Raw genomic sequence first — 15,998 nt, 5'->3', positions numbered from 1 at the left:
GCCGTTAATCGATTGAATCGGTGCTACTTTTCCGCCTATGCCCCCGCCTGCGTCGCGCATCATCGTCGAGCCGGACGACGGCGTTCGTCCAGTTCACGACTTCATCGACTCCGCGCAAACATCCTTGCTCGTAAAGCAATTCACTTTCACCGAGCCAGAGCTGATCGAGGCGGTGATCGAACGGCACAAAGCCGGTGTCGATGTACGCGTCATGCTCAACCCGGCACGATCCGGCGGCGATCGCGCGAACGACGAGACGTTCGAAGCATTCGAAAGCGCCGGCGTCCCGGTGCAATGGTGCAGTCCTAAGTTCTATGTCACGCACGAGAAATCGATCGTCGTCGACGGCGTCGTTGCTTTGGTCGCGACCTTCAACTTGTGCACCAAATACTTCACGGCAACCCGCGACTACGGCGTCTTCACCGACGATCCTCGGCATATCGAGCAAGTCGTCGAGGTGTTCGACGCCGACTGGGAGCATCGGGATTGGACACCCTCGACCTACGACGGCCTGCTCTGGAGCAACTCGAATTCACGCCTTCACATGGCTCGATTCATCGACTCCGCCGAACATCGCCTCGACGTCCAACACCCGAAGTACGTCGACGCAGTGATTCTGGAACGTCTGCTCGCGGCGGCCGACCGCGGCGTGCACGTGCACGTGCTCTGTGGTGGTGCGCATGGAATCAGCGAGTGGGACATATTGGATACGTTCGCGTCGCTGCGGACCTTGCGACGATTCGGCGTCAAAGTGCACAAGCAGAAGAACCTGCGTGTTCACGCAAAACTGCTGATAGCCGATAACACTCGCGCGCTCGTCGGGTCGATGAACATCGACCGCAGCGCGTTCGATCTGCGGCGCGAACTCGGCATCGAAACGGATGATTTGACTGTGGTCCAACGACTGAAAGGCGTCTTCGACACCGACTGGGACCTCTCCCATCACTACGACCCGCCGGACCCACTCGACTCGGCACAGCATGCGGAGGACGACTTTCCGCACGACGAACAGCTCATGCATGAGTGAAACAATTGCCCCGCGAGTGTCACTTGTAGAAGTGGCGTTGACGTTCAACCAAATTGCTCTCGCGTCGTTCGGCGGCGGACTGTCCGCGTGGACGCTCGAAGTAATCGTCGTCCGGAAGAAATGGCTGGAGGAGAAGGAGTTTCTTTCCGCGATGACCATGTGCCGGGTGCTGCCTGGCTCGAACCAAATCAATCTCGCCGTGTTCACCGGCACCAAGATGGCCGGCCTACCTGGGGCAATCGCAGCGGTTCTCGGAATGTGCCTCGTCCCCGTCACAATCGTTATTGCGCTGGCATTCGCCTACTTTCGGTTCAAGGAGATCCCCGCGGTCAAAGGCGCGTTGCATGGCGCATCCGCGGCAGCGGTCGCCCTGACGCTGGCGATGGTGATCAAGACCGGGAAGCAGGCACTGACATCGGTCGTGCCTGTTCTGTTCTTCGTCGCCGCGTTCGTCCTGAACGGCGTACTCCGGTGGCCCCTCCTGGTCACGCTGGCGATCCTCGCTCCGTTGGCCCTCATCTGGGCGTGGCCGAGAAAGGCCACCTCGTGAGCACTTTCATCGATATCGCGGTGCTGTTCGGCTCGCTCTCGTTGCTGTCGATCGGTGGCGGAAACGCGGTCCTACCCGACATGCACCGCCAGGCCGTTGGCCAGCATCATTGGATGACGAGCGCACAGTTCGCCGACCTGTTCTCGATATCGCAAACGACGCCGGGCCCGAGCATCCTCATAGTCGCAATGATTGGCTACGGAGCCGGCCTTTCGGCCGGCGGCGTTCTTTACGGAATTATCGGTGGCGTACTCGCCGCGATTTGTATGGTGCTTCCCGCGGCGAGCTTGGTATACACCGTCACGCTGTTTTGGCAGAAGGCTCAGGAATCGAAACTACGCAAGGCCGTCGAGAAGGGCTTTGCGCCGCTCACCGTCGGTTTGATCCTCGCGACGTCGCTCGTCATGAGCCGCGCGGCCGACCACGATTGGCGTGCCTACCTACTCACCGCGCTGTGCACGCTCGTCTTCGTGCGGAGCTCACTCAACCCCCTGTTCGTGGTAGGCCTTGCGGCGTTTCTTGGGTACCTCGGCGTCGTCTGATCCCAGGCATTGTCTCCTCGATATCGATCTTGTTTTCTCGGCGATCGACAAGGTGGGCAAGGCAGGCGATGTTCGCCTCGACCTCATCAAGAAGAAGTACGAGCCGTCCGCGGACAACGGCTTCTTCGGTCCAGGGTCGGTCACCTGGAAGGTGTGGACCTACCCCAGTTCGGCGCTGATGGGTTTCATGCGCGCCGTGACGATCGAGCAGCTCGATCCGAATCTCAACGCATCCGTGGAAGCGTCGGGCGGGGTCCGAGCACGGACCCGGACCCGCTACGAACGCACGATGCGGTACTTCGCGCTCGTGGCCAGCGGCGATACCGCAACGGCCACCAAGGCCGCTGACATCCTCGTCAAGGTCCACTCGAAGGGGATCGGCATCGACCCCGTCACCGGCGGTCGCTACGACTCCAATTCCCAACTGTGGATTCACATGACGGCCTGGCATTCGATTCTCTACTGCTACGAGATTTTCGGTCCAGGCAAGCAGAGTGTGCCATCGCCGCGCAATGTCAGACGATCAATCCTGACGACGTGCCGCGCAGCCGCGAAGCGGTGATCGAATTCTTCGACGATTGGCGTCCACGCCTTGCCGCGTCCGCGCTGGCGCAGTCGATGACGCGCATGATCTTGCACCCCGAACTTGCGATGCCCGCGGTGCCCGAGGTAACGGCGCCGATCATGTCGATGATCGGCAAATACATGCGCCAAATGTTCGGCATCAAGCAGTCCGCCGTTGAGGACAAGATCGTGCAGAACGCGATGCGAGCGCTTATGACCGCCGTGAACAGCAACATGCATCTCTACGACGCGGTCTGGTCCTGGCTGGTCCCAGGAACCGCGCCCATCATGATGCCTGCAGTGCTGGGCATTCCGGCGTTGTCGGACGTCACGATGACACCGCGTGAGGCCCAGAAGAAATACGGCTACGACATTCCGTCCGAGGCGCACATGGATCTGCGACGCAAGCAAGAACAGCGGGCATTCGGTAGCCACGAGGCACCGAGCGACGAAGGCTTGATCGAATCCGAAGCGTTCTTCGGGGGCATGAAGGGCGTCGTCGCCGCCACCGGGTAATAGTGGTGGCATGGGACGAACCGATACAGCGTCGCGGGTGATCGAGGCTCCACCATCCAGCGTCTACGCGGCGCTCGTCGACCCGAACGCACTCGTCGAATGGCTACCGCCACATGGCATGACGGCCCGATTCGAGCACTTCGACGCCCGCCCCGGGGGTAGGTATCGGATGGTCCTGACCTACGTCGAAGCGCCCGAGTCGGGCGGTAAGACCGACGACAATTCGGATGTCGTCGAGGCGCGCTTCATCGACATCACACCCGATGATCGGGTTGTTCAGGCCGTCGACTTCACCTCGGACGACCCGTCGTTCGCTGGGACGATGACGATGACCTGGGCGGTGTCACGCGTCGACGGCGGGACCCTCGTCGAATTTCGTGCCGACGACGTGCCACCCGGAATTTCGCCGGAAGACCATGCCGCCGGGATGAATTCGTCGTTGGACAATCTCGCTGAGTACTGCGCCCGCCACAACTCCCCCCGACCCTTGTGAGTCAGACCGCCTCGAAAGGCTCACCCTCCAACGCGACGGACTCGCGACCGTCCGGTCCCTTGGGAACATCGCCGACGAGGGTGACGCGGTAGAGGCGGCGATCATGGTCGGTCGTCAGATCGGTCGGCGCGAGGTGCACGGCCGCCCGGTTGTCCCAGAAGGCGATGCTGCCCGGTTCCCACTTGAAGCGGACCGTGTATTCCGGCCGCCCGAGCTCGTCGTAGAAAAGACCCAGCAGCCTGCGGCTTTCGTGGGGCGACACACCGACGATGTGGGTCGTGAAGCCCGGATTCACGTACAGCGCCTTCTCCCCCGTCTCGGGGTGCACGCGGACGACGGGGTGTTCGGTGACCAATGGTCGACGGTTGACGCGCGCCTCGTAGTCCGCAGTCGCGGTGGCGCCATCGGGCGGCGAGAACCGGTGGACCGCGCGCAGCCTGTCGGCGAGAACACGCAACGGCTCCGACAGTCCTTCGTATGCCGCGACCGTGTTGGACCACTGGGTGTCGCCACCGTACGGCGGAATCACCTCGGCACGCAGAATCGAGGCGGCGGGCGGGTTCACCGCAGCGGTCACGTCCGCGTGCCATCCGGTCTTGTCGTAGCCGCGGCTCTCGGCGTAGCGGGCTTTGAAGCGGTCACGGAAGATCGGGTAGATCGTCGGAAAGTCCGAGTCCGGAATCGCGTCGAACAGCGGATGCGCGGGCGTCGGCGAGCCGAAGGCACTCGCGAATCGCACGTGGTCGGCGTGGTCGATGACCTGATCGCGGAAGAACACCACCTTCCATTGCAGCAATGCGGCACGGATCGCGGCGACCTGTTCGTCGCGCAACGGACGGGTCAGATCGACCCCGCGAATCTCGGCACCCGTCCAGCCGGACTGCGGACGGACGTCGAGCGCCTCGGCTACCTGCGTCATTTCTTGATCTCCTTCGGGGTGACGCCGTCGAGGGCGTTCTGAGCGGTCACGATGTTGTTGTATCGACCATCGACGTACGGACCGACGTCGACGTGGGACTTGATCGTTCCGGTGTCCAGGAGCCCATCGGCGACGGTCTGGAACAGCGCGGTCGATGCCGCGTCGATCGGGTAGTACTTGCTGGTGCCGACCTCGTCGAGGAGGCGCTGACCTTGTTCGGTGGTGATGCCCTGCTGTTTGACGTAGTACTCGCGGATCCACTCGTCGGGGTGGGAGTCCTGCCAATTGTTCGCCGCCACAGCACGTCCCACGTAGTCGCCGATCGCGGCGGCCTTTGCGGGATCGTTGAGGACGTCGCGCCGCACGATCAGGCTGTTGATACCGGTGTTGATGCCGGTGCCGTCACCCAGGATCAACGGCTCGCCGACTTTGAAGTACTGGTTGCCGAGCACGATGGCGGCGTCGACAGCACCTGCGGCGAAGGTCGGGACCACTTCTGCTCCAGCGAGTTCGACCGGTTCGACATCGGTCTTGATGTCCAGGCCGGCCTTCTTCAACAGCGCGGCGGTGACCATGTGTCTGCCCGAACCCGGTGGGTAGGCAACACGTTTGCCGCGTAGGTCTGCGACGGTCTTGACGTTGCTCTTCGGATTTGCGACGAGGTAGTAGCCACCGCTGCTGCCAGGGTTGGCTTGTAAGCCGATGGTCACGAGATCGGTCACGCCGTTGTCGACGGCGATCGGAACCGGCGCCTCGCCGATCGACCCGATGTCGGCGGCGCCCGAGCGCAGCGCTTCGATCACGGCGGCGCCACCACTGAAGTCGGCGAACTCCACACCGTAGGGCGCGTCCTTGCCCGCCCCGGCCAGGTTCCACGGCAGCGACTGAGTCGCGTTCTGCTCGGCGACAACGATTTTCGTGCCAGCGGGAACGTCGGTCTTCGCCGCGATCTTCACTTCGGCGATCGCCTTGTCGGCATCGTCGTCGGACAACCCGCAGCCGGCAGCGATCAGCGAGACCGCTACCAGCGCAGTCAGTTTCCACCGAAGGGGCGGTTTACGCAGAGATCTGGACATAGTTGTGTTCCTTGATCAGGTGCCGAACGGCACAGGGGTCAGAGCGCGACCTCGGTAGCGACGCCCAGCTCTTCGAGCAGGCGACGCCGCAGCGAGGCGAATTCGTGGGAATCGCGGGTGCGTGGTTTCGGGACGGCAACGTCGACATCGAGCGAGATCGCGCCATCGGTCAGGACGATCACCCTGTCTGCCAGGGCGATTGCCTCGTCGACGTCGTGGGTGACGAGCAGAACTGCCGGGCGGTGGCGACGGTAGAGGTCGAGCAACAGTCCGTGCATCTTGATTCGGGTGAGCGCATCGAGCGCACCGAACGGTTCGTCGAGCAGCAACAACTCCGGCTCACGCACGAGCGCACGTGCCAACGCGACTCGCTGGGCCTCACCACCGGAAAGCGTGCGCGGCCACACCTTCGCCTTCGGTGCGAGATTGACCTCCGACAACGCGGACAACGCTTGTTGGCGAACCGCTTTCGTTGCAGGCAGACCGATCGTCACGTTCGTGACGACTCGCTGCCATGGCAGCAGCCGCGGGTCCTGGAAGACGATCGCCCGCCGTTCCGGTACACGGAGGTAGCCCTCGACGTCGGAATCCAAGGCGCCAAGTGCGCGTAGGAAGGTGCTCTTGCCGGACCCACTGCGTCCGAGCAGCGCAACGAATTCGCCGCTGCGTATCTCGAGGTCGAGTCCATCGAGAACGACGTTGTCGCCGAACTTCTTTCGCACACCGCGCGCCAGGACGACCGCGTTCTCAGTCGCCATCGTAGGCTCGTCTCCACGTCAGCAATCGCGCCTCGAGGAACCGAACGACGAACACCGAGAACAAGCCCAGGATTGCGTACACCGCGATCAGCACGAAGACGACGTCGATCTGGAAGTACTCCCGCGCGTCAGTCATCATGCGTCCCAATCCCTTCTTGGCATTGATGGTTTCGGCGAAGATCAACGACAGCCACGATGCGGTTAGCGCGAGCCGCAGTCCGATCAGGAAGCCCGGCAACGAACCCGGAATGATGACCCGGTAGATCAGCTCCCCCCGACCCGCACCGAACGACCGAGCGGCCTCGACCAGTCCCGCGTCCACACTGCGGATCGCACTGAAGGTGTTGATGTAGATCGCGACCGCCACGGCGAGAGTGATCAACAGAACCTTCGGCACTTCGCTGATCCCGAACCACACGATCAACAGCGGCACGAGTGCGAAATTCGGCACGGCGCGAAGCACTTCCATGTTCGCGTCGATGAAGTTCTCGCCCACCCTCGACAGACCGGACACAAGTGCCAGGCCGACGCCGAGCGTGATGCCGAACAACAGTCCGTAGCCGACGCGCAGCACGCTGATCGTCAGATGCTCTTGCAGCGAACCGTCGAGAATCAGCCGCCAACCAGCCCGCAGGACGGTCGTCGGCGGTGGAACTGTCCGTTCGTCGAACACGCCTGTGCTGGAAAGGGTTTGCCACAGACCGACGAGCAGGACCGGTCCGATGAGGCGTTGCAACGGCCGCGGCACCACGGGCGTGCGCTGAGACTTGCGGTGCACCGTGGTCGGATCGACGAGTGTGGAGGCAACCGGACCGACACGTGCTGCCGCGGTTGGCTTCGTCAGTACGGTTGCCATCTCAGGCAGCCCCGAAGAATTCCCCGGAGAGCGGCTCCGACGCAACGCCGTCGACGCCGACCGGAATGTCGCCGACCAGGGTGATGCGGTGCAGTACCCGGTCGAAGCCGAGGTGTTCGGTATCGCGTGGCGCCAAGTGCAACGCGGCCCGATTGTCCCAGAACGCAACGCTTCCCGGCTCCCACTTGAACCGGACCGTGTACTCGGGCCGGCCGATCTGCTCGAACAGCAGGTCCAAGATGTGGCGGCTCTCCCTCGGCGACAATCCGACGATTTCGCGGGTGAACGACGGGTTGACGTACAGCACCCGCTCCCCCGTTTCGGGATGCACCCGAACGACGGGATGGATGGACGCGAGCGGGTTGGTCCGTACCAATTCGCCGATCTTCTCGTCGCTTCGCTCAGCGGAAACGGATGCACCGAAACGGTGTTCGGCACGCAACCCGTCGATGAGTCCGCGCACCGATTCCGAAAGGCCCTGGTACACAGCGGCGACGTTCGTGAACTGGGTATCGCCGCCGTACGGCGGCACCACTTCGGCACGCAGAATCGAATGCGACGGCGGGTTGATCAATGGCGTCACGTCGGCGTGCCAGCCAGGACCGTTGGCACTCTGCTTCTTCCGATACTTCGGTCCGTAGCGGTGGTCGTACGCGGCGGGCGAGACGGTGTGGATCTGCGGGAATTCCGGCGGGGCGGAATCGCCTTCGTAGGGATGGCCGGGCGTCACGTCGCCGAACTGGGCGCCGAACGCTATCTGCGCCGCATGGTCGAGCGTCTGGTCGCGAAAGAACACGACCTTCCACTTGTTCAACGCATCGCGGATCTCGGCGACGGCGCCGTCGGACAGCGACTGGGACAGGTCGACGCCGCCGATGAGGGCGCCGGTCCAGCCGGACAGCGGTGTCACTTGCAGGCGAGTTTCGGTTGCAGACGTCATTAATGTGGCTCCTTCAGGGCTGTGAAAGGCATTGCCAACCAGTGTTATTCGAAGTTAACCCGGTTCGCCGACGGGGCCACCAGTTTGATTCGGGCTGACTCGAAGGGGCGCCACCCAGCGATACATCGCCGCCGCGCCGAGCCCGGACGTCACGCCGAGCGCAAATACAGATGCGCCCAATACTGCTACGGCACTGATGATTCCGACGGCGATCGGACCCACGAACATGCCCGTGTCGTGCATGAGACGCCAGGCGCCGAGAAACTCCGCGCGATGCCCGGGAGGTGCTGCGTCGGCGCCGATGGTCATGATGACGCCGTTGCTCAGCCCGTTCGCCAAGCCGAGAACCAGCGCAACGCCACCGGCTGCAATTGCGTTACCTGCCAGGGGCAAGACTGCGTAGCCGACGGCGAAGAATGTCATCGACGGCACAGCGACCGCGCGGCGGCCGAAGCGGTCCATCCAGATGCCCGACGGATACGACATCGCCACGTCGACCGCCCCGCTGATGCCGAAGATCAGACTCGTCGTCGACGCGCTCATCCCGATGTGCGCAGCCCACAGCGGCAACAGGGCGTTACGCGAAGCGCGCGCCGACCCCATCAGCAGCGCACCCAACCCCAATGTGGTCAACACCTTTCGGTGCTCGCGCAAGACCGACGTCAGCGAGCGCGGACCCCCGTCGGCAATGACCGGATCGCCGTCCTCGGGTTGGGCCACCATGAGGGCGCCCGATGCCACGATCGCGGCAAGCTCCACCCACAAGCCACCGGCCGTCCCGACGCCATGGATGACACCGGCGCCGAGGAAGGGCCCGATGAAGAAGCCGAGCCGCATGGAGCCCGCCATTGTGGAGAGCGCCCGGCCACGGTCCGTTGCCGAAACAGCGGCGACCACGTAGGAATGCCGGGCCAATCCCCAGACGGCGTTCGCAACGCCCATCGCCAGCATGCCGACCCCGAACGACGCGAGATTCCACGCCGCGATACACAACACGACGCCGGCTGCGCCGACCGACGATCCGAGCGCGATGGCCCATCGTTCCCCGATTCGGGCGACGATTCGGCCGGCTGGCAAGTCCCCCAACACCATTCCGAAACCCGACAAAGCAACCATCAGGCCCGCCGTACCCGTCGACGCACCCAATTCGAGTGCGCGCAGCGCGAAAATCGGCGCGGCGGCACCTTGGCCGATTCCGTACAGCGCGGCAGGTACGAAGAGCGGCCACGTCAACTCGCGCAGGCGCGCCTTGGTGGGAGGTGTTGGCAGACAAGCAGGCTCGGTTTCTGCCGCTGTCACTGCGCCACGGCAGCGCGTCCCGAGAATTGGCTCTCCGGTCGCGGTAGACCGAAGTGGTCACGCAACGTCGAGCCGGTGTATTCCTCCCGAAACAGCCCGCGCTCCTGCAGGATCGGCACGACCGTCGAGGCAAACTTCTCCAGTCCCTGCGGATATTGGGGTGGCATCACATTGAAGCCGTCGGCGGCGCCGTTGGTGAACCACTCCTCGATCGTGTCGGCGACCTGCTCCGGGGTACCCGCGAAGACGCGGTGTCCGCGTGCCCCGGCAAGGCGGTGCAGTAGCTGCCGGACGGTCGGGCGCTCGCGTGCGACGATCCCGGCGATCACCTGCAGACGGCTCTGCGAATTGTCGGTGACATCACCTGCGCCGGCAAACAATTCGACTGGCACAGCCTCATCGAGAGGGAGGTGGCGGACGTCGGTACCGACCAAGTTCTTCAACTGGGCCAACCCGTAAGCCGGCACCGTCAGCTCGTTGAACTCACGCTCGAGCGCGTGCGCCTCGGCTTCGGTGTCCGCGATGAACGGACTGATGCCCGGTAGCACCTTGACGTGCTCGGGATTGCGGCCGAAAGCTGCTGCGCGCTTTTTGATGTCGGCGTAGAACGCCTGACCGTCCTCGAGGCGCTGGTGCGCGGTGAAGATCGCCTCGGCGTATCGGCCGGCGAACGACCGGCCGTCGTTGGACGCACCCGCCTGCACCAGGACCGGGTGACCCTGGGGAGTGCGTGCCGCGTTGAACGGTCCGCGGACCTTCAGATGCCTTCCCACGAAGTTTATTTCGTGGATCTTGTCGGTGTCGGCGTAGATGCCCGCGGCCGGGTCCAGCACGATTGCGTCGTCCTCCCAGCTGTCCCACAACGCGACGACGGCGTCGACGAACTCCCGAGCCCGCGCGTAGCGATCGGCGTGAACGGGATGGGCAGCGAGCCCGAAATTGGCTGCAGCCAGATCTGTTCCGGTGGTGACGATGTTCCAACCTGCTCGTCCACCCGAAATGTGGTCCAGCGAGGAGAACAGACGCGCGAGGTTGTACGGCTCGTAATAGGTGGTCGATGCTGTGGCGATGAGCCCGAGGTTGGTGGTCGCGGTCGCGATCGCGGTGAGCAGAGTGATCGGCTCCAGCCCCGGTGCCGCGTAGTGCTTGACGTTCTGACGCAGAGCCGGTCCGTCGGCGAAGAACACGGCGTCGAACTTCGCTGCTTCTGCCGTGCGGCCGAGCTCCTGGAAGTAGCTGACGTCGTAGATGCGCTCGGGACTGCTGTCCGGATGGCGCCACGCCGCCTCGTGGTGGCCCGTGGGATAGATGAACGCATTGAGGCTGAGCTGACGCGTGCCGCGTGCCATGTCGGGAATCCTTTCGTCGCCTAACATTCGATCGTTTTCGCGACAACGGCAGAACCATTTGCCTTCGGGTGATCCGAAGTCCCGCCCACCAACAGATGGGAGGGTGGCATTGTTGAGACCATGAGCAGACGTGAGAGCGAATCAGAAGGATCGTCCGGCGAATACAGCATCGACCCGGAAGATCAGCTTCAAGAAGAGGACACCCTGATCGATCGCGGTGTCGACGACGTGCTCGACGAAGGCTATTCACCAGTGGAGCGACCGCTCAACCACAACGACGTCGAGACCCTCGACGAGCGTCTCTCGGAAGAAGTTCCGGACGTCACCGACGATGACGAGCCCTTCGACGAGAACCGCATGAGCGACGAAGAGGTCGGTGACCGCCGCGCCGGGCGTCTGGCCGCGTTGGGCGAAGGCGAAATCGGCGAAGACTCCGAGCTCTTCGGCATCGACGAAGGCATCGACGGCGGGGCAGCCTCGGCCGAGGAAGCCGCTGTCCACATCATCCCCGAATAGGGCATTCGACCGTGACACAGCCTTTCGAAGGCGGGCGCGCGAAGAACTTCGTCGTCGGCCTGTTCGACTTCCGCTTCCGCACGATGTCGGCCTTGGACGCCGCGCCTTGGATCTACCTGATCGCCATCCTGGGCAGTCTTGTCGCATGGGGATACGGGGCGTATTGGGGTTTCACCCAATCGACCGCGACGGGCTTGCTCTGGTCGCTGCTGATCGGACCCGCGATCTTCGTCGGCGTGACGGTGGTGACCCGCCTGATCATCGAGTTCGTGCTGGCGATCCTGCTGCTGTTCGTCCGGCTCAGCGAGACCAGAGACGCGGTCGTCCAGATCGTCGAGAACACCACCGATATCTCCGCCCAGACCATGGGTCTGCCGACCGTCCCCAGCTTCGCCAGGGGAATCAAGAACTTCGTCGTCGGCACCGACGAGGGCCGAGAACGACGTCGGGCCGCAGCCAAGGCACAGCAGGCTCGTGCCGAAGCCCGCGCCTCGGCAGAGTTGGCCGCTGACATCGCTGTCGCAACCGCGGTCGACGAGGCTCTCAAGCGGACGTTGGAAGAGGCCGCGCACCGAGCGGTCCAGCGGTCGATGGAGCAGCAGGCCGCGACGGAGGAAGCAGTCTTGGAGTTGGCAGTCGAAGCGACGTTGGACGACGACGCCGTCGCGCGCGACTTGACGCCCGACGAGCCCCTCGACCACTCACAAGAGAGCGGTCAGCGCTGAGTGGTGAGCCGATCGGTCAGTTCGTTCAAACGTTCCAGTAGCGCGTCGCGACTGGTTTCGTCGTCGACGTCGCTGATGCGATCGCGGGCCCGGTCGAGGTGCTCCCTGGCCGTGGTCCGGTTGCCGACCGAGATGAGGTCCTCAGCTTTTTGCAGCTCGGCCTTCGCGTCGGTCTGAGCCATGGTCGAGTGAGCTTCGTCGTTGAAGACGACCTGCTTGACCTTCCACAACGGATCGGACGGACTGGCGGAGTAGGCAAACGCGGCCGTCGTACCGAAGACCAGCGCCAATGCAGCGCAAATCCCCGCGATGGACCGCATCACCCGACGTTTGCGTCGCGAGTTGGCGAGGTCGTCCTGCGCCTTGGTGTCGCGGTCGATTGCGGCGACGATTTCGTCCACATCCGGGTTTACGGGTAGCTCCGAGCTGAGCAAATCGGATCGCCAGTTCATGAGCAGCGTGGCGAGCTGTTGTTCATCGGCGTTTTTCGACGTGAACGTCCCACCACTGGCGATTCGCTCGATGAGGGCATCGTCACGCCAGACAGCTGCGATGTCTACCATCGCACCGTCTACAGCCGGATCAGTCCCGGTATCACCGTTGCGCAACCCGGACCGGCCTTCCTTAGCCATTTCGCTCCTGCCAGGTGGGTACTCACATTGTTGCAGTTCTACCCACTGTTTAGGTCATCGACACATGCACCACCATGTGTTACTGACAGGACACGTTGTCGTTTCGAATGACTGCAGATTTGTCCGATCTGCCCGTCTGTTCGAGCACTCGCGCTGCGAAGACGACTTGTGAGATGACCAAACAGGTCGCGAACGGCTCCTCGATGCGCGCTAGGCCGGGGTTGCCGAGAGTCGGCGCTGCGTCTGCCGGCAACAGGTCGAGCAGCACAGCCGCGGACCGCGCAACGACCCGCTGCGCGGCACCGGCGAATTTTGCGGCCGATTCCGCGCCTTCGCTACTGACGTGGAGGTGGGCAATCAGCCGCTCCATCGCCCGTCGATCACCCGCAGCCCCCTCGATGAGGTCGCGACCGGCGTCGACCGCGGACTGCGGAACTCGTCGCACGCTGTCGGTACAGGTCAGCCAGAGATGCTCGGTCGTCGGAACGACGGTCCGCTGAGAAAGGTGCCGAAGAACGCAGCCGTAGTCGAAGAGCAGGCGAATCCAGAGTTCAGCGAGAGTTGTCCCCGTCGTCGCCGACCATGGCATCGGAGTTGCCGGGCATTCGTGCGTGAGTTCGCCTGCTCCCGTCACCATCGCCTTCGCGCCTGGCACGAGGTCGACGATGCTCGTGGTGAACAGCGCGCGGCACGCAGCACTTTCGTCGCCGTCGATTGCGACGTCGTCGACCGCCTGCCGGAGAATGGCGGAGGCGAGCGACACTTCGCTCTGCGCGAGAAACCCGACGTGATGCAGCACCTTCTCGGCGATTCGACAATCCACTGCGATGTCGGGGTCGGTAAAGGGCACCGAGCGAATGCCGGAAGTGCTTGCATCGATAGTGAACTGCCGACGCGCACGACCACCGGTGACGACCGCGAATTCCACACTGGGCGAGATGCTTCCGCCGAGCAGGAGCAACTGATCGGACAGCAGAAGCGGCATACCGCGCACCGACTGCAGCGTAGCGATCAGCCCGTCCGAATTGTGGGGCTGATCGAATTCGAGCACGCGCGAACGACTTCGCGGATGCCGAAATCCGATTCCGGCAAGCTGTGCGAGCCTGCGTGCGGCATGAACCGGATGCTTGCGAATCGACGTGGCGTGTGACACGGCGCCACCGTATCCGCGGCTTAGCCGAAATCCGTCAAAGAACAAGCAATCGGCGGCCGAACACCGCCTGAACGGCGAAAGCCAACGGAAAACTCATAGGCCGGAACAGGCGGACCTGACAGTCATTCCCGGACTGCGACTGGTTCGGCGACGACAGGTTGTGGCTCGACCGGTCGCGCCCGGCGCAGCGTCAGGCCGACGAGTCCCGCTGCCAGCACCGAGGCGGCACCGAACAGATAGGCACGGTCCGCGGCGTCGTTCGCCGCGGCGAGCGTGAGCGGATTCCCGATCATCGCGATCAGCACCGCGGTTCCGATCACCGCACCGAACTGGCGGAACGCAGCCGACACGGCGCTGGCAATGCCGAACTTCGCCTCGGGAATGTGGGTCAGCGCTGCGGCACCCAAGGTTGGGAATGCGAGGCCGATACCGATTCCAGTGAGCAGCTGGCCGGGCAGCCAAACGCCGGCGTAGTCGGGTTCCACACCCGCAGACCGAAGAATCAGCACGCCCGCGAGGTAGACGAGACAGCCCGGCACGATCAGCGCTCGATGACCGAACCGGTCCGCCAACCGGCCCGCCGGACCAGCAACGATCGTCGACGCGATCGGTCCGGGCAGAACCGCGAGTCCTGCGGCGAGCACCGTGTACTGCCAGACCGACGTGAGAAACAGGATGTTGCCGAGCAAGGTGGAGAAGAACGCCATCGCGAACAACATGCTGCCCAGGTTTGCGTCTCGAAAGCTCCGAATTTTCAGCAGCGAAGGGTCGATGACCGGGCGGGGGTGCGTAATGCATCGCCAGGCGACCAGCGCGCACAACACCACTGCCCCAGAGAACGCCGCGATGGTTGCCGGGCTCGACCAGCCCCAGGTTCCGCCCTCGACGATGGCGAGCGCCAGCAGTCCGAGCCCGGCAATCGTGAAGGCCGATCCTGCGAGGTCCGGCAGACCTGTGACGGTCTCGTCGACGCTTTCGCGCAGACCTTTGCTGCCGGCGATGAGCACGATCAGGCCGATCGGAACGTTGACGAGAAAGATCCATCGCCAGTCCGCGACGTGAACGATCACGCCACCGAGCGGCGGTCCCGACGCGGCAGCCAACGCTGCTGCCGCACCCCAGATCCCGACTCCGGTCGCTCGTCGTTCAGCCGAGAATTCGGGCAGCATCAGAGCCATCGACACCGGGGTCAGCACTGCCGCCGCGGCGCCTTGCAGTGCGCGGGCCGCGACAAGCAGTTCCCACGTCGGCGCTAGGGCGCAGATCACCGACGCGACGATGAATCCGACGATCGCGCCGAGGAAGACGCGCTTTCGGCCGAATTTGTCGGCGATCGCACCGGCGGGCACAAGCAATGCCGCGATGACGATGAAGTACGCGTCGAGCACCCAGGAGAGGTCCGCTCGCTGCGCGTCTGGAAACGACGCTGCGATGCTCGGGAAGCTCACATTGACGATGGTCGTGTCGAGGAAGGCGAGAAAGCCTCCTGCGCTGGCCGCAGCTATGGCGAGGGTGCGTCGTTGCAACATGCAACTAGACGATAAGACGTGTAGTTGCGTTTTGCAACGGCCAAGTTAGGATCGATTTCGTGAAGCACGACGAACTTCTGTCGAAGAACTGCGCGCTGTCTCGAACCGCCGCCCTGCTCGGCGAACGCTGGATGATCGCGATCCTTCGCGCGGCCTACTTCCGCGCACGCACCTTCGAGGACTACCAGCGCGCGACCGGCATCGCGCGCAACATCCTCACCGATCGGCTGCAGCGGCTCGTCGACTTCGGGATCCTCGAACGCCGCACCTACGCCGAAGGCGAACGACGGACGCTCAGCGAGTACCGCCTGACCGAGCCCGGCCTCGAGCTCTACCCGGCGATCGCGGCGATGCTCGCGTGGGGCGAGAAACACACGGGGCTCGTCAACGGTCCGCCGACCGAGCTGGTCCACACCGCCTGCGGCAAGGTCACGCATGCTCGCGTGGTCTGTGACCAGTGCGGCGAAGACCTGATCGCCCACGAGGTCAAGGTACAGCCCGGACCAGGCGCACTAGAGCCAGCGCCCCCGTGGGCGCCGATCGAAGTCGGCTGA

The 15,998-nt window shown here is 63.8% G+C and carries 19 protein-coding genes; 9 read left to right on the top strand and 10 right to left on the bottom strand.

The annotated features are described in order from the left end of the window. Positions 1 to 37: 37 nt before the first annotated feature. From FGL95_RS21650 to FGL95_RS21625, 6 genes are read left to right on the top strand one after another with little or no spacing between them, the layout of a single operon-like run. On the top strand, positions 38 to 1,027 hold the full coding sequence (locus FGL95_RS21650) for a phospholipase D-like domain-containing protein (RefSeq protein WP_169590647.1): 990 nt from the start codon (positions 38 to 40) through the stop codon (positions 1,025 to 1,027). Next, positions 1,020 to 1,577 (top strand): chromate transporter, encoded by a 558-nt coding sequence (locus tag FGL95_RS21645; protein WP_169590645.1) that lies wholly within the window; start codon positions 1,020 to 1,022, stop codon positions 1,575 to 1,577. Before FGL95_RS21650 ends, FGL95_RS21645 begins: the two co-directional genes overlap by 8 nt. Beyond that, positions 1,574 to 2,119: a chromate transporter gene (locus tag FGL95_RS21640; RefSeq protein ID WP_169590643.1), complete on the top strand. Its 546-nt coding sequence runs from the start codon at positions 1,574 to 1,576 to the stop codon at positions 2,117 to 2,119. Before FGL95_RS21645 ends, FGL95_RS21640 begins: the two co-directional genes overlap by 4 nt. 52 nt (positions 2,120 to 2,171) lie before the next feature. Continuing rightward, entirely contained in the window at positions 2,172 to 2,681 is a 510-nt protein-coding gene (locus FGL95_RS32770) for an oxygenase MpaB family protein (RefSeq protein ID WP_169590642.1), read from the top strand. Then, positions 2,657 to 3,199, top strand: coding sequence for a DUF2236 domain-containing protein (locus FGL95_RS32040; RefSeq protein WP_169590600.1), 543 nt, complete (start codon positions 2,657 to 2,659; stop codon positions 3,197 to 3,199). Before FGL95_RS32770 ends, FGL95_RS32040 begins: the two co-directional genes overlap by 25 nt. A gap of 10 nt (positions 3,200 to 3,209) precedes the next feature. Continuing rightward, positions 3,210 to 3,692 carry an SRPBCC family protein gene (locus tag FGL95_RS21625; protein WP_169590640.1) on the top strand — a complete coding sequence of 161 codons (483 nt, stop codon included), beginning with the start codon at positions 3,210 to 3,212 and terminating at the stop codon, positions 3,690 to 3,692. Position 3,693: 1 nt separating this feature from the next. Here the strand turns inward: FGL95_RS21625 and FGL95_RS21620 are convergent, their stop codons facing one another. From FGL95_RS21620 to FGL95_RS21590, 7 genes are read right to left on the bottom strand one after another with little or no spacing between them, the layout of a single operon-like run. Next, the gene (locus FGL95_RS21620) at positions 3,694 to 4,611 is read right to left on the bottom strand and encodes a TauD/TfdA dioxygenase family protein (protein WP_169590639.1); all 918 of its coding nucleotides are present in this window, start codon (positions 4,609 to 4,611) and stop codon (positions 3,694 to 3,696) included. Continuing rightward, positions 4,608 to 5,687 (bottom strand): PhnD/SsuA/transferrin family substrate-binding protein, encoded by a 1,080-nt coding sequence (locus tag FGL95_RS21615; RefSeq protein WP_169590637.1) that lies wholly within the window; start codon positions 5,685 to 5,687, stop codon positions 4,608 to 4,610. The genes FGL95_RS21620 and FGL95_RS21615 overlap by 4 nt, the downstream gene beginning before the upstream one ends. Positions 5,688 to 5,725: 38 nt before the next feature. After that, positions 5,726 to 6,445 (bottom strand): ABC transporter ATP-binding protein, encoded by a 720-nt coding sequence (locus FGL95_RS21610; RefSeq protein ID WP_169590635.1) that lies wholly within the window; start codon positions 6,443 to 6,445, stop codon positions 5,726 to 5,728. Next, the gene (locus FGL95_RS21605) at positions 6,435 to 7,301 is read right to left on the bottom strand and encodes an ABC transporter permease (RefSeq protein ID WP_169590634.1); all 867 of its coding nucleotides are present in this window, start codon (positions 7,299 to 7,301) and stop codon (positions 6,435 to 6,437) included. Before FGL95_RS21605 ends, FGL95_RS21610 begins: the two co-directional genes overlap by 11 nt. A gap of 1 nt (position 7,302) precedes the next feature. Then, positions 7,303 to 8,241: a TauD/TfdA dioxygenase family protein gene (locus FGL95_RS21600; protein WP_169590632.1), complete on the bottom strand. Its 939-nt coding sequence runs from the start codon at positions 8,239 to 8,241 to the stop codon at positions 7,303 to 7,305. 54 nt (positions 8,242 to 8,295) lie between these two features. After that, positions 8,296 to 9,540, bottom strand: coding sequence for an MFS transporter (locus FGL95_RS21595; protein ID WP_338079970.1), 1,245 nt, complete (start codon positions 9,538 to 9,540; stop codon positions 8,296 to 8,298). Continuing rightward, positions 9,537 to 10,889: an LLM class flavin-dependent oxidoreductase gene (locus FGL95_RS21590; RefSeq protein WP_169590630.1), complete on the bottom strand. Its 1,353-nt coding sequence runs from the start codon at positions 10,887 to 10,889 to the stop codon at positions 9,537 to 9,539. Before FGL95_RS21590 ends, FGL95_RS21595 begins: the two co-directional genes overlap by 4 nt. 120 nt (positions 10,890 to 11,009) lie before the next feature. On the opposite strand from FGL95_RS21590, the gene FGL95_RS21585 reads away from it, so the two are divergent. Then, positions 11,010 to 11,405, top strand: a complete 396-nt coding sequence (locus FGL95_RS21585; protein ID WP_169590629.1) for a DUF5709 domain-containing protein — start codon at positions 11,010 to 11,012, stop codon at positions 11,403 to 11,405. 11 nt (positions 11,406 to 11,416) lie between these two features. Next, entirely contained in the window at positions 11,417 to 12,130 is a 714-nt protein-coding gene (locus FGL95_RS21580) for a DUF4282 domain-containing protein (RefSeq protein ID WP_169590627.1), read from the top strand. On the opposite strand, the gene FGL95_RS21575 is transcribed toward FGL95_RS21580, so the two are convergent. The 3 genes from FGL95_RS21575 to FGL95_RS21565 all read right to left on the bottom strand — a co-directional run bounded on the left by FGL95_RS21575 (position 12,121) and on the right by FGL95_RS21565 (position 15,444). Further along, positions 12,121 to 12,762 carry an anti-sigma-D factor RsdA gene (locus FGL95_RS21575; protein WP_169590625.1) on the bottom strand — a complete coding sequence of 214 codons (642 nt, stop codon included), beginning with the start codon at positions 12,760 to 12,762 and terminating at the stop codon, positions 12,121 to 12,123. The genes FGL95_RS21580 and FGL95_RS21575 overlap by 10 nt on opposite strands. Before the next feature lie 79 nt (positions 12,763 to 12,841). Then, entirely contained in the window at positions 12,842 to 13,915 is a 1,074-nt protein-coding gene (locus tag FGL95_RS21570; protein WP_169590623.1) for a hypothetical protein, read from the bottom strand. Between the two features lie 122 nt (positions 13,916 to 14,037). Then, positions 14,038 to 15,444 (bottom strand): DHA2 family efflux MFS transporter permease subunit, encoded by a 1,407-nt coding sequence (locus tag FGL95_RS21565; RefSeq protein WP_206072178.1) that lies wholly within the window; start codon positions 15,442 to 15,444, stop codon positions 14,038 to 14,040. Between the two features lie 59 nt (positions 15,445 to 15,503). Here FGL95_RS21565 and FGL95_RS21560 point away from each other — a divergent pair, with 59 nt between their 5' ends. After that, positions 15,504 to 15,998, top strand: coding sequence for a winged helix-turn-helix transcriptional regulator (locus FGL95_RS21560; RefSeq protein ID WP_169590622.1), 495 nt, complete (start codon positions 15,504 to 15,506; stop codon positions 15,996 to 15,998).

It is taken from the genome of Antrihabitans stalactiti (assembly GCF_012932915.1).
In the GTDB taxonomy this organism is placed as follows: domain Bacteria; phylum Actinomycetota; class Actinomycetes; order Mycobacteriales; family Mycobacteriaceae; genus Antrihabitans; species Antrihabitans stalactiti.
Note: the sequence above shows the minus strand (reverse complement) of the source record. Positions and strands in the feature narration are given on the sequence as shown.

Excerpts from the sequence above, each read along its gene's own strand:
- FGL95_RS21650 (WP_169590647.1), top strand. The coding sequence starts at position 38 with ATGCCCCCGCCTGCGTCGCGCATCATCGTCGAGCCGGACGACGGCGTT.
- FGL95_RS21645 (WP_169590645.1), top strand. The coding sequence starts at position 1,020 with ATGAGTGAAACAATTGCCCCGCGAGTGTCACTTGTAGAAGTGGCGTTG.
- FGL95_RS21625 (WP_169590640.1), top strand. The coding sequence starts at position 3,210 with ATGGGACGAACCGATACAGCGTCGCGGGTGATCGAGGCTCCACCATCC.
- FGL95_RS21620 (WP_169590639.1), bottom strand. The coding sequence starts at position 4,611 with ATGACGCAGGTAGCCGAGGCGCTCGACGTCCGTCCGCAGTCCGGCTGG.
- FGL95_RS21615 (WP_169590637.1), bottom strand. The coding sequence starts at position 5,687 with ATGTCCAGATCTCTGCGTAAACCGCCCCTTCGGTGGAAACTGACTGCG.
- FGL95_RS21610 (WP_169590635.1), bottom strand. The coding sequence starts at position 6,445 with ATGGCGACTGAGAACGCGGTCGTCCTGGCGCGCGGTGTGCGAAAGAAG.
- FGL95_RS21605 (WP_169590634.1), bottom strand. The coding sequence starts at position 7,301 with ATGGCAACCGTACTGACGAAGCCAACCGCGGCAGCACGTGTCGGTCCG.
- FGL95_RS21600 (WP_169590632.1), bottom strand. The coding sequence starts at position 8,241 with ATGACGTCTGCAACCGAAACTCGCCTGCAAGTGACACCGCTGTCCGGC.
- FGL95_RS21590 (WP_169590630.1), bottom strand. The coding sequence starts at position 10,889 with ATGGCACGCGGCACGCGTCAGCTCAGCCTCAATGCGTTCATCTATCCC.
- FGL95_RS21585 (WP_169590629.1), top strand. The coding sequence starts at position 11,010 with ATGAGCAGACGTGAGAGCGAATCAGAAGGATCGTCCGGCGAATACAGC.
- FGL95_RS21575 (WP_169590625.1), bottom strand. The coding sequence starts at position 12,762 with ATGGCTAAGGAAGGCCGGTCCGGGTTGCGCAACGGTGATACCGGGACT.
- FGL95_RS21565 (WP_206072178.1), bottom strand. The coding sequence starts at position 15,444 with ATGTTGCAACGACGCACCCTCGCCATAGCTGCGGCCAGCGCAGGAGGC.